Source organism: Syntrophales bacterium, assembly GCA_026417625.1.
GTDB lineage: Bacteria > Desulfobacterota > Syntrophia > Syntrophales > UBA8958 > JAOACW01.
Genome location: JAOACW010000004.1, coordinates 1 through 12493, shown reverse-complemented (window position 1 = coordinate 12493; position 12493 = coordinate 1). Strand labels below are relative to the sequence as shown.

Here is a 12493-nt window from a genome sequence, read left to right as displayed (position 1 = left end):
CCTCCTGTAGATTATTGTGCTGCATTAGACCCTGTTCTTAGGGCATTCAAAATTGATTCTAAACCTACTCTTACTGTGTTGCGTATTTTTTCCTCCCTCTTTGATTCTTTGCCCGTAAACAAGTGCAGGGCAATGATGCCATTCAACAAACCCCATATGACGTTTCGGCAGGTACGTACGTCTATCCTTGAGTGAAACTCACCCGACGAGATGCCATAATTAAGTATATCTTCGATGATATTAACTGTTCTGTTAGTGGCACTCACAAGTTTTCTATCCATGTCCTCCGATAGTTTCATCACTTCTGTGTGTAGCATGTAGGTGATAAGTATGCGGAAAAGCTCCCGATCCTGGAGAAAAAAGTCCACGTAAAATTCGGCAAAACGTACCAGCGCATCACTAGCAGTTTGTTCATGCTGTATCAGAGCTGACACCTTCTGATGGAACTTCTCCACGTCGTTTAAAAGTATCTGTGTGTAAATCTCTTCTTTTGAATGGAACAGTAGATAGATCGCACCTTTACTAATTTCTGCTTTCCTTGCTATTTCTTCAATAGTTACCGAGCGAAGACCTTTCGTAAGAAAGAGTTTTCGGGCTACCTTTAAAAGGGTATTTTTTTTGTTTTCTTTCTCTCTTTTTTTTCTGTCCGCAGTTCCCATTGAAGATAAGACCTTCTTATAGTGAACAATGGTCATTTTTTGACCGCAGGTCATAAAATGGCAAAAAAAATTTTTTCCGTCAAGCTTATTTTTTATTGTGAACGTGATCGCTGATGAAAAGTGGGGATTTAAGTATACCCATTTTACTCAGACGGAATGTAAATGCTGTGGCTAGACATCCTATACCGTAGCGTACACTTTGGGTGAAGTTTATACTTGAGGCTTCTTCGAAGTATTTGGTTGGGCAGCTTATTTCTGCTATAGTATAACCCTTCCAGAGGATCTGAGCTAATACCTGGTTGTCGAACGTAAAATCATCCGAGTTTTTGTCGAATGGTATGGATAGCAGAGTCTCTCTGGAGAACGCTCTGTATCCTGTATGGTATTCTGAAAGTTTTGCACCTATAATTATGTTTTCCGCAAATGTAAGAACTCTGTTTGCTACGTATTTCCACCAGGGCATTCCTCCTTTCAAGGCATAGCCGCCGAGTATGCGGGATCCGATTACACAGGGATAGAGGCCGTTTGCTATTAAATAGGCCATAGCAGGGATCAACTTTGGTGTGTATTGATAATCGGGGTGTACCATTATTATTATATCCCCACCCTCTTCTAGGGCGAGTTTGTAACATGTTTTTTGATTTGCCCCGTATCCTCTGTTTTTTTCGTGAACATAAACTTTTGTTTTAGGTAAAGTTCGAGCAATTTCAACTGTTTTATCTGAACTGGCGTCATCAACTATAATGACAAGATCCACAATACCCTGAGCTAAGACTTCTTCGTGGGTTTTTAGGATTGTTTTTGCAGCATTGTATGCTGGCATCACAACGATAATCTTTTTGCCGAGAAGCATTGGCTGGCTTTTTCTCGTGTTTACAGTTTCATATTCGAGGACTTTCAAGTTTGAATAACCGATTTTATCTTCTCATATGGAATCGCACCCTCTCTTATAAGGAGTGGGGGTTCACAACTGACGTCCAAAATTGTTGAACCTCTACCACCAGGTGAAGGTCCTCCATCTATGATCATGAGATCGTCTCTGATTCCCACCTGATCGATGAACTCTGCTGCTGTTCGACACTCCTTGTGGCCTGAAATGTTTGCACTCGTGGCTGTTATTGGTTTTCCCAAGTTTGATGTTAATTTCTGGGCTATGGGATGGGGTGATACTCTAATGCCTATTTTTCCAGTTCCCGCATGTAGTAGAGATGAAACTGAGGGTAGAGCCTTAAATACAAGTGTAAGTGGCCCTGGCCAGAAAACATCTATTAATTTTCTTGCTGATTCTGAAATTTGATTTGTAATGAGAAAGAGATCTTCTCTTCCTTTGCCGATAAGGGCTATGGGGTTACTGAAAGTGCGACCCTTGAGATGGAATATCTTTTCAATTGCGTGCTTGTTTTCATAATCAGCGCCGAGACCGTAGAAGGTTTCGGTTGGGTAAACGACAACCCCACCCTCTCTCATGAAGCTAATTACTTTTTCAATGAGAGAATCTTCCGGTTTTTCTGGATCAATTTTCAGTATCATATGGATAAGCTTTTCTGTTTTTGTTCTACATTTTCAGCCAATTCTTTGAAATAATTTTGTAGTTTACCTTTCAAATCATCGTCCGTTAATGATAAGATACGGATAGCAAAAAGGGCGGCGTTTCTCGCACCTGCTTTTCCAATTGCCATTGTTGCTACGGGTACTCCACCCGGCATCTGTGCTATGGAAAGAAGCGCGTCGAGTCCTCCCAGTGCTGTAGAATCTATAGGTACACCTATGACCGGTAACGTGGTAAGGGAAGCGATGACCCCTGGTAAATGCGCCGCTGCACCAGCACCAGCGATAATTATCTTTATACCTCTTTCTTCAGCTGATTTCGCAAATTTCCAAGTCCTCTCGGGTGACCTATGGGCTGAGGTCAGAAAATACTCGTAAGAAACACCGAATTTTTTTAAAACCTCAGCGGCTTCTCTCATAATAGGGAGATCATTCTCACTTCCCATAACAATGCTCACCACCGGTTTGCTTTGTAAACTCATTGTGGTTACCCTCTATTTTTAATGTCTGAAATGACGTACTCCAGTGAAGATCATCGCTATACCATGCTCATTGGCTGCTACAATGGACTCCTCGTCTCGGAGTGAACCTCCCGGCTGAATGATAGCTGTTATACCTGCCTGTGCTGCGAGATCCACACTGTCTCGAAACGGGAAAAATGCATCGGACGCAAGAACTGCACCCCTTGCTGCTGATCCAGCTTTCATCAGGGCAATTCTTACTGCATCAACACGGCTCATCTGGCCGGCTCCAACACCGAGTAGTTTATCTTTAGTAGCCACTACAATTGCATTCGATTTTACGTATTTTACGACCCTCCATGCAAAATCTAGAGCTTCATACTCTTCGTCGGTTGGATGTCTCTCCGTTACCACTTTTGCCTTACGGATGTCCGTACCATCGTAATCCCTCTCCTGTACCAGTAAACCACCCACCACTCTTCTAAAATCGAAGTCCCCTTTTGGGGGGGCACTTAGACAAGGAACTTCTAAAATGCGTAGGTTTTTCTTCGATGAGAGGATTACCTTTGCATCCTCTTCGAAAGCTGGTGCTATAACTATTTCGAGAAAAATATCTGTAAGTAATCGAGCGGTTTCTGCATCCACAGGCCTGTTAAAGGCTACAATCCCTCCGAAAGCTGATACTGGATCTGTTTCTAGGGCTTTAAAAAAAGCATCTTTGAGGTCTTTTGAGATAGCCACTCCGCAAGGATTTGCATGCTTAACAATGACAGCAGCGGGTTGTGAGAAATCATTGACCGCCTGCCACGCAGCGTCAGCGTCCATGATATTGTTGTAGGACAGCTCTTTACCCTGAAGCTGTCGTGCTGATGCGATGGATGAGAGGGTTGGCGAAATTTCTCTGTAAAATGCCGCTTTCTGGTGAGGATTTTCTCCGTAACGTAATTCTTGAACAAGCGAAACTTGAAAGGTAAAGGTCTCCGGAAATGGGCGTAGTTCCCCATCTAATCTTAACCTACCAAGGTAATTTGAAATTATTCCATCGTATCTTGCTGTTAGTTGGAAAGCTTTTAGCGCTAGCTTGAAGTTTGTTCCCTCGGATACAGACCCACCGCTTTCGTTCATTTCCCTTAGAATTGAAGGGTAATCTTCTGGATCTGTGATCACAGTGACATACTTGTAATTCTTTGCCCCGGCTCGGATCATTGCAGGACCACCGATATCAATGTTTTCCAAGATTTCATCAAGAGTTGAATTTTCGCGGGCAATTATTTTCTCAAATTGGTAAAGGTTGATGACTAGCATATCTATGAATTTTATGTTGTGCATTTCTGCAGCAACCAAATGTTCCCGTGAATCCCTTTTAGCTAGTATGCCTCCGTGTATTTTCGGATGAAGTGTTTTTACCCGGCCATCCATTATTTCTGGGAACTGGGTGTAATCTGATACTTCAAGAACTGGAACACCAGCCCGTCTAAGGTGCTCAGCAGTCCCTCCTGTGGATAGGATTTCCACACCGAAGGACAAGAGTCCTCTCGCGAAATCTTCAATACCCTGTTTATCGGTAAGACTGATAAGCGCAGTTTTAATCTTGTTTTGTTTCATCCGATGACTCCTGATTGAGATCCTACTGCTTTCTTCTTAAATCTCTCATATGTTTTATTCTTTTATTTATAAGCTCTTCTGTACCGATATCAGGTCGGTAGTCGACGGGTCCCCGTATTGATTTAGTAGCTTTTTCTGCTTTTGCTTCTGCTTCACGGAGATTTGATCCTATACCCACAATACCAATAGCTCGAGATGTGGTCATATACAGTCCATCCTCTTTTCTGTCAATGGATGCGAAATAGAGTTTAGCATCCCCTGTATCGCCGATTTCTATACGCGCAGATGTAGAAGATGCATCAGGATGGTCCTTGGGTAGTCCGTAGCCCTTCGGAACGATGTATTTACATACCGTTGCTTTTCTTTCAAATTCTACGGTAATTTCGTTTAGTTTGCCGTGAATAATAGCCTCACAAATGTCCACAAAATCATTTTTGAGAAGGGGTAGGACATTCATCGCTTCTGGATCGCCAAAACGGGCATTGTACTCCAGGAGTTTGACACCATCTTTGGTTGCTATGAAACCCCCGTACATGATGCCTTTGTAATAAAGGCCTTCCTCTTTGAATAGGGCATTGGCTACCTGAGATGTTATATCCAGGGCAGCGGTGAGATCTTCTTTCTCCAAGAAAGGTAGGGAGTGATCCTCGCATGAATACGAACCCATACCTCCTGTGTTGGGACCTTTGTCTCCCACGAAGCGTCTTTTATGATCCTGAACGGGGGGGGTAGGAATCACGGTTTTACCATCGCAGAAGCACTGAAGTGAAAATTCTTCTCCCTCTACCTTTTCCTCGATAATAACACAAGGATGGTTTTCTAACACAAACTCGCAGAGCTTCAAACCTTCTTCCAGCGAGTTGAAGTGGTCTCCCTGCACCATTACGCCTTTGCCTCCTGTGAGGCCATCAGGTTTTATAACGAAAGATCCAATTGTTTTTGTAAAGGCTTCGATTCCTTCCAGGTTGTTGAAAACACGGAAGTGGGGATTTCCTGGTATGCCATGTTTTCTGAGGAGGTTTCGGGTAAATGATTTGGAGGTTTCTAGGCGAGCGAGGTTTTTGAATGGCCCAATGCTGGGAATACCTGCTTCTGCAAGGACATCTACAACGCCCTCGTTAAGGGGATCTTCAGGTCCTATAAAGGCAAAATCAACTTTGTTTTTCTTTGCAAATTCCACGATGACTTTAAGATCGCTGTAATTTCCTAACATTGTGGCTGAGGAGAGATCTGCAATTCCAGGATTGTTGGTTTTCATAAATGCATAAAGTTCTGGATTTCTTTTTGATTTCACCAGAGTCTCAGCGATAACGTGCTCCCGTGCTCCGTTACCAATTAGTAAGATTCTCAAGGGCATTTTTATTGCTCCTTCGATGTTGTTAGATTATGCGATTTTATGTTAGTGGAAAATCTTACTTACGTCAAATACTCAATTTTATCTGGTTACAATGGGGAAGGATGATTTGAGGACCATAATCTTGGCTGCAGGGAAGGGTAAGCGTATGGGTTCAGCTCTCCCAAAGGTTCTAAACCCTTTGTGTGGAAGACCGATGCTCGCTTACGTTGTAGAATGCGCGCGACAGATAGGTTCAAAACAAGTGGTGATTGTGGTGGGTCATCAAGCGCGTTTGGTCATGGAGGCATTTTCAAGTTACAATGTAACGTTTGTATTACAGGTGCCTCAGCTTGGAACAGGTCATGCTGTGTTACAGACTGAGGATCTTTTCCTTCATCATGAGGGTTCTGTTCTAATCCTATGCGGTGATGTACCTCTAATAAGGGTGTCTACATTGGAGGCGTTTTGCGAATACCATAGAAGTCGAGAGTCTCATATCACAATAATGACGACGTGTCCGGAGGATCCTGGAAGTTATGGTAGAGTAGTGAGGGATGACAATGGTTCGGTGCTGAAAATTGTTGAGGCAAGTGATGCCCAAGGTGAGGAACGAGATATAAGAGAGGTAAACACTGGAATTTTCCTCGTTGATACTAAGTTTCTTTTCAGAGCTGTTAGAACCATACAACCGAGAAATGTTCAGGGAGAGTATTATCTGACTGATATTGTATATATTGCGCGGAAAGAGGGTTTGAAAGTGGAGGCATTTTTAGCTGAAGATCCTCATGAATTCATAGGGATTAATACACAAGAAGATCTGGTGAAGGCTGAAATGATTCTAAAAGGTCGTTTGAACAGTTAATTGCCATGAAAATTGGTTCTGTTGTTTTGGAAGGAAACGTTTTTCTTGCTCCGATGGCCGGGGTGACTGATTATCCTTTTCGGGCCTTGGTTCGGAAGTTTGGGTGTCCTTTAGCCTATACGGAGATGTTGAGTGCTAGTGGTGTTGTGAACGGATCAGAGCGTACCTTTTTTGCTGTGGAAGAGGATGACCGACCAATTGGTGTTCAGATATTTGGTTCATGTCCGGTAGTCATGTCTGAAGCGGCGCAGGTTTTGGAGAATATGGGGGCTGACATTATCGATATTAACATGGGTTGTCCCGCCAGAAAAGTGGTGTCGGCAGGTGCAGGAGCGGCACTCCTGCGTGACTTGAGAAGGGCTGAAAAAATTATTCAGGAAGTTAGAAAGAAGATCAAAGTCCCGCTGACTATAAAAATTCGTTCTGGTTGGAACCACGAGGAGATCTGTGTAGTAGAAATATCCCGTATGGCGGCGGCAAATGGTGTGGATGCCATAATTGTACATCCCCGAACAGCCGTAATGGGATTTAGTGGAAGGGCTGATTGGGGATTAATCAGAGAGGTAAAGAACGCTGTTAAGATTCCTGTTATTGGCAATGGTGATGTCCGAACGCTTTCTGATATGGAGAGGATGATTTCAGAAACAGGTTGTGATGGGGTAATGATAGGACGGGGAGCCTTAGGTAGGCCGTGGATTTTTGCCCATCTTTTGAGAAGATGTGGAAGCGAGTTTTGGACTTTAAATGATCGCTTACCAATCATTAATCATCACGTCCAAAAAATTATGGAGGTTGAACCAAATAGATATCTTTGGAGGAACTTTCGCAAACATCTGCTGTGGTACACAAAGGGACTTCCGGGGAGTGCGCGCCTCAGAAATGAGCTTAGCAGGATCGATGATGTAGAGGTATTAAAGGAAAAACTCTATATTTTGTTTACAGAAAGTCATTCTCGATTTACTTTTAACATTTAAATTTCTTGACTTTATCTGGGGGGTTTGGCATAGAAACAGCGTGTAAAAACTTTTGGATTGATGAAAAAAATTTCGCTTTTTGATCACTACTTGACAGGTGTAGAAGTGGATTTTGAGAAATTCAACGAACTGGAAGAACGGATAAAATCGGTTCTTAACGAGTATGGGAGACTGAGAAAAAAAATTAAAGAATATGAGGAGATTCTTAAACAAAGGGAGTTAGAGTTAGAGGAAATAAAAAAGAAGAACAGGGATTTGATTGAGGAGAGAGAAACCATTCGCTCGAAGGTCGATTTTCTGCTAGATTTACTTGAAGATATTCAAAATAAAACATAAGCAGCTTCGAGAGGGCGCTTGTCGAAGAAGCGTTTTTGCATAGAAATTTTAGGGCAAGCATTGGAGGTTGTGAGTGATGCAGAAGAAGACCATGTGCGTAAAGTGGTTGACTTAGTAAATGCAAAGGCTGAGGATCTTAAGTACAAGACGTTTGTTTGGGATACCCTCAATCTTGCAATTCTCATTGCTTTGAATATTGCCGATGATTATTTAAAATTAAAGGCTGAAAAAGAGGACACAATACACACTGTAGAGCGTCGCTCGAAGCAATTGATCGACCTAATTGATCATAGTCTCTAACATAGGTAAGGGTTTAGTTTACTTACAAGTGCAAAGGGAAGTATTTCGGAGGTTGTTTATATCGGTTCGGAGTCGGAAAGTTTAAGTGAACAATTCCCTGAGAGGATGTAATATCTAAACCACTACTTCCAGACCTAAGGTTTCCCTCTTTCTCCATCCCTGTTATAAGGATTTTAGGTATTGACAAGACTTAATTTGAAAACTCAACGGAGAGGAGGGATTTAATTGTCAGCGAGCATATTAGTGTTAACGATAGTTTCAGCACTCGTTGGGATGACTGTAGGTGCCTTACTGTTTTACGTTGTCCAGAAAAGAAAGGAGTCCCACTCGTTAACTTTAGCGAACCGGATAGTTGAAGAGGCTAAGAAAGAGGCAGAGAATATAAAGAAAGAGGTTCTGCTACAGGCTCGGGAAAACATTATAAAAATCAGAGCAGAGCTGGAGAAAGAAACTAAGGAACATAAACAGGAATTAGAAATACTGGAGAAAAAAATTCGGGCGAAGGAAGAGAATTTAGAGAAAAGAATGGATCTTCTTTCGCAGAAGGAGAGTGTATTAGAAAACAAAGAGAAAATGCTGGTTGCAAAGGAGATCGCGTTACAGAAGAAGGAGGAATGTCTTGAGCGGCAGCTGGATGAACAGAAAAAGAAGCTTGAAGAGATTGCAGGAATGACAGCGGAAGAGGCTAAGAACGCTTTAATAACTTCAATGGAGACGGAGGCAAGAATAGAAGCCGCATCCATAATAAGAAAGATAGAGGAAGAGACTAAAAAAACTGCCGAAAAAAAAGCCCAGGAAATTATCCTCTACGCTATACAGCGTTATGCAAGTGACTATATAGCCGAAAATACAGTTTCAGTAGTTAGTCTTCCCAATGAGGAAATGAAGGGAAGAATTATCGGTAGGGAAGGAAGAAACATAAGGGCAATAGAAGCGGCTACGGGTGTTGATTTGATTGTGGATGATACCCCAGAAGCTGTAGTCCTTTCCAGTTTCGATCCTGTGCGTAGAGAGGTGGCGAGGATCTCACTGGAACGCTTAATTTCCGATGGAAGGATACATCCGGGTAGAATCGAAGAGGTAGTGAAGAAGGTGAGAAGTGAGGTCGAGGCTATTATAAGAGAAACCGGTGAGAGGGTATGTTTCGATCTGGGAATTCATGATATTCACCCTGAATTAATAAAATTGCTAGGAAGCCTGAAGTTTAGAAAGAGTTTTTCACAGAATGTATTGCAACATTCCATTGAGGTGGCCCATCTGGCGGGAATGATGGCAGCTGAGTTGAAACTTAATGTTAAAGAGGCAAAGAGGGCAGGACTTCTCCATGACATTGGAAAAGCCGTGGATCACGAAGTTGAAGGAACACACGCTGCAATAGGAGCTGAGTATGCACGTAAATTTGGTGAATCACCGCAGATTGTTCAAGCAATAGCCACTCATCATGATGATGATCGGACGAGCTCATTGCTAGGTGTGCTCGTTCAGGCGGCTGACACGCTGTCAGCGGCGAGGCCTGGGGCGAGACGGGAAATGCTGGAAAGTTATTTGAAGCGTCTTGAAGAGTTAGAGAAGATTGCAAACTCGTTCAGTGGTGTGGATAGGTGTTACGCGATTCAGGCGGGCAGAGAAATACGTATTATTGTGGAGAATGAGAAGATTTCTGATAATGATGCGGTAATGCTTTGCAGAGAGATAGTAAAAAAAATCGAGCGGGATCTTACATACCCTGGTCAGATTAAAGTGACTGTCATACGAGAAACCAGGGTGTCTGATTATGCCAGGTAAAATGAGGATTATGTTCATTGGAGACATTGTTGGGCGTCCGGGTAGGAGAGCAGTTCGGGAATTGTTGCCGTTATTGATAAAAGAAAAATCGGTAGATTTCGTGGTAGCTAATTGCGAAAATGCTGCGGCAGGTTTCGGTATAACGAGAGACATTGTAGAAGATTTATTTAGTTATGGCATTGATGTGCTCACTACAGGGAATCATGTATGGGATAAAAAGGAGGCAATGGAATTCATAGTGGACTACGAGAGTCTTTTGAGACCTGCAAATTATCCTGAGGGTGTTCCTGGTCGTGGAAGCGTGTTAATGCCCACAAGGTCAGGGGCTCATGTGGGTGTAGTTAACCTGGCGGGACGGGTTTTTATGAGACCGAGTGACTGTCCCTTCAGAACTGTGGAAAAAGAGATTTTAAGATTGTTACCTAGAACAAAGATCATTGTTATCGATTTCCATGCAGAAGCTACTTCGGAGAAGGTGGCAATGGGGTGGTTTCTTGATGGGCGAGTTAGTGGTGTTTTTGGTTCTCATACCCATGTGCAAACGGCTGATGAGAGAATTTTACCGGGTGGTACTGCATATATCACAGATGCTGGGATGACAGGACCATTTGATTCTGTTATAGGCATAAAGAAGGAAGCTATATTTGACAGATTCCTCTTACAGATTCCCAACAGATTTGAAGTCGCGAAGGGGGATGTTCGTCTCCAGGGTGTGATTTTCGATGTCGATGAAAGAAATGGAAAATCGTTTAGTATTGAGAGAATCTCCATCGGATTAACATCTTCATTACCAGATGAAGGTTGATGTAAAAGGTGTTGTATGAATGTGTTTGATGTGTTGCAGGAAAGAGGCTTTGTGGAGCAAGTAAATGAACCCGAGAGGGTGCGGGACCTTCTGGGAAAGGACCAAATTACGTGTTATATTGGTTTTGATCCAACAGCAACAAGCCTACACGTCGGTTCCTTAGTGCCTGTTATGGCATTGTGGCATGTGCAGGAGGGTGGCCATAGACCGATTGTGCTGATTGGTGGTGGAACGGCGCTAATCGGAGATCCTTCTGGTAAGACAGAAATGCGACAGATCCTTACAAAGGAACAGGTGAATTTTAATGCGGAATGCATCCGTAGGCAATTGAGTCGTTATCTTGATTTCAAAGATGACAAGGCACTGATGTTGAACAATGCTGATTGGTTAACGAGGCTGAATTACATAGAATTCCTAAGGGATATTGGTAGACATTTTAGTGTTAATAGAATGTTAGCGGCTGAATCTTATAGGATGCGTTTTGAAAAAGGTTTAAACTTTATAGAGTTCAACTATATGCTTCTACAAGCTTATGATTTCCTTTATCTATTTCAGCATTATGATTGTGTGCTGCAGATGGGAGGTAACGATCAATGGGGCAACATGCTTGCGGGCTGCGAGTTAATTAGAAGGGTCGAAGGTAAGGATGCCTATTGTGTTACCTTTCCTTTAATAACAACCTCATCGGGTCATAAGATGGGAAAAACGGAAAGAGGAACCGTTTGGCTCGATGCCGAATTGACGTCTCCCTATGAGTTCTATCAGTTCTGGGTAAATACGGAGGACGAGGATGTTAAACGATTTCTTTTGCTTTTTACAACGCTGCCCGTTGAGGAAATTGAGATAGTTGACCAACTTGCTAATGAAGATCTGAATGTGGCCAAATCAGTTTTGGCTTACGAGACTACGAGAATAACTCATGGAATAGATGCGGCCAGGGCGGCCTGGAGAGCTTCAATTGGGGTGTTCAGAGGACGTACTGTTGATCCCGCTGTTTTTCCCTCTAGTAGTATACCTCGTTCCATCGATGAAGATGATCTTTCTGCTATCCCGTCGATGTTTATATCCAGGGAAATCTTGGAGTCCGGTATAATGGCCTATGAACTTTTCCATAGCACGGGGTTATGTGTATCTAGGAGTGAAGCAAGACGACTGATTCTTCAGGGGGGAGCTTATGTAAATGAGAGACCAGTTAAAACGGTAGATGAGATCGTTAGTCTCAAAGATGCGGATGGATCAGGACGGATAATGTTGCGTAAGGGGAAGAAAAAATATTTCTTAATACAGGTTCGGGATCAGTAGTATAATTTTGTCTTGACAAAGCGAAGTATAATAGGTAGGATCAAAAATAAAGTTCATTATCTTTAATTTCTCTTAATCAGAAGGCTCTTGACAATTGAAAAGGGAGTGCTATTATATAAGCAAAAAGTTCTTGACTGAAAGTTGAGTTTCGACTAAAAGTGTAGCTTCAGTTTTTTGTTCTTTGAAATTTGAATACTGGGATGGCAGATTTGTCGGGCCAAATCTTTGAAAAATGATTAGAGATTAGGATACAAACTGGAGAGTTTGATCCTGGCTCAGAACTAACGCTGGCGGCGTGCCTAACACATGCAAGTCGAACGAGAAAGGGCCTTCGGGCCTGAGTAAAGTGGCGAACGGGTGAGTAACGCGTGGATAATCTGCCCTTCAGTTGGGGATAACCCATCGAAAGGTGGGCTAATACCGAATAATGCTCCTGGACTTCGGTCCAGTAGCCAAAGATGGCCTCTGCATGCAAGCTGTCGCTGAAGGATGAGTCCGCGCACCATTAGCTAGTTGGTAG

13 protein-coding genes and 1 rRNA gene are annotated in these 12493 nt (G+C 42.8%); 8 read left to right on the top strand and 6 right to left on the bottom strand.

The window, feature by feature from the left end; all coding sequences use genetic code 11:
* Positions 1-11: 11 nt before the first annotated feature.
* The 6 genes from N2317_03970 to purD all read right to left on the bottom strand — a co-directional run bounded on the left by N2317_03970 (position 12) and on the right by purD (position 5630).
* Complete coding sequence (locus N2317_03970) at positions 12-659, bottom strand: TetR/AcrR family transcriptional regulator (GenBank protein MCX7816654.1); 648 nt, start codon at positions 657-659, stop codon at positions 12-14.
* An 85-nt stretch (positions 660-744) separates the two neighbouring features.
* The gene (locus tag N2317_03965) at positions 745-1512 is read right to left on the bottom strand and encodes a glycosyltransferase family 2 protein (protein MCX7816653.1); all 768 of its coding nucleotides are present in this window, start codon (positions 1510-1512) and stop codon (positions 745-747) included.
* A gap of 44 nt (positions 1513-1556) precedes the next feature.
* Positions 1557-2189: an L-threonylcarbamoyladenylate synthase gene (locus N2317_03960; protein MCX7816652.1), complete on the bottom strand. Its 633-nt coding sequence runs from the start codon at positions 2187-2189 to the stop codon at positions 1557-1559.
* Positions 2186-2689, bottom strand: a complete 504-nt coding sequence (purE, locus tag N2317_03955; protein MCX7816651.1) for a 5-(carboxyamino)imidazole ribonucleotide mutase — start codon at positions 2687-2689, stop codon at positions 2186-2188. The genes N2317_03960 and purE overlap by 4 nt, the downstream gene beginning before the upstream one ends.
* An 18-nt stretch (positions 2690-2707) precedes the next feature.
* Positions 2708-4273 (bottom strand): bifunctional phosphoribosylaminoimidazolecarboxamide formyltransferase/IMP cyclohydrolase, encoded by a 1566-nt coding sequence (gene purH / locus N2317_03950; GenBank protein MCX7816650.1) that lies wholly within the window; start codon positions 4271-4273, stop codon positions 2708-2710.
* A gap of 22 nt (positions 4274-4295) precedes the next feature.
* Positions 4296-5630, bottom strand: coding sequence for a phosphoribosylamine--glycine ligase (gene purD, locus N2317_03945; GenBank protein ID MCX7816649.1), 1335 nt, complete (start codon positions 5628-5630; stop codon positions 4296-4298).
* A gap of 106 nt (positions 5631-5736) precedes the next feature.
* Between purD and N2317_03940 the strand changes: the two genes are divergently transcribed.
* The 8 genes from N2317_03940 to N2317_03905 all read left to right on the top strand — a co-directional run.
* Positions 5737-6471, top strand: coding sequence for an NTP transferase domain-containing protein (locus N2317_03940; protein MCX7816648.1), 735 nt, complete (start codon positions 5737-5739; stop codon positions 6469-6471).
* Positions 6472-6476: 5 nt separating this feature from the next.
* A complete protein-coding gene (dusB, locus tag N2317_03935) occupies positions 6477-7445 on the top strand; it encodes a tRNA dihydrouridine synthase DusB (protein ID MCX7816647.1) in 969 nt (322 codons plus the stop codon).
* A gap of 60 nt (positions 7446-7505) precedes the next feature.
* On the top strand, positions 7506-7781 hold the full coding sequence (locus N2317_03930; GenBank protein ID MCX7816646.1) for a hypothetical protein: 276 nt from the start codon (positions 7506-7508) through the stop codon (positions 7779-7781).
* 18 nt (positions 7782-7799) lie between these two features.
* A complete protein-coding gene (locus N2317_03925) occupies positions 7800-8081 on the top strand; it encodes a cell division protein ZapA (protein ID MCX7816645.1) in 282 nt (93 codons plus the stop codon).
* A gap of 225 nt (positions 8082-8306) precedes the next feature.
* Positions 8307-9866 carry a ribonuclease Y gene (gene rny, locus N2317_03920; GenBank protein MCX7816644.1) on the top strand — a complete coding sequence of 520 codons (1560 nt, stop codon included), beginning with the start codon at positions 8307-8309 and terminating at the stop codon, positions 9864-9866.
* Positions 9856-10671: a TIGR00282 family metallophosphoesterase gene (locus tag N2317_03915; GenBank protein MCX7816643.1), complete on the top strand. Its 816-nt coding sequence runs from the start codon at positions 9856-9858 to the stop codon at positions 10669-10671. The genes rny and N2317_03915 overlap by 11 nt, the downstream gene beginning before the upstream one ends.
* A gap of 15 nt (positions 10672-10686) precedes the next feature.
* On the top strand, positions 10687-11973 hold the full coding sequence (tyrS, locus tag N2317_03910; GenBank protein MCX7816642.1) for a tyrosine--tRNA ligase: 1287 nt from the start codon (positions 10687-10689) through the stop codon (positions 11971-11973).
* Positions 11974-12225: 252 nt separating this feature from the next.
* Positions 12226-12493, top strand: a 16S ribosomal RNA gene (locus N2317_03905); the annotation flags it as partial.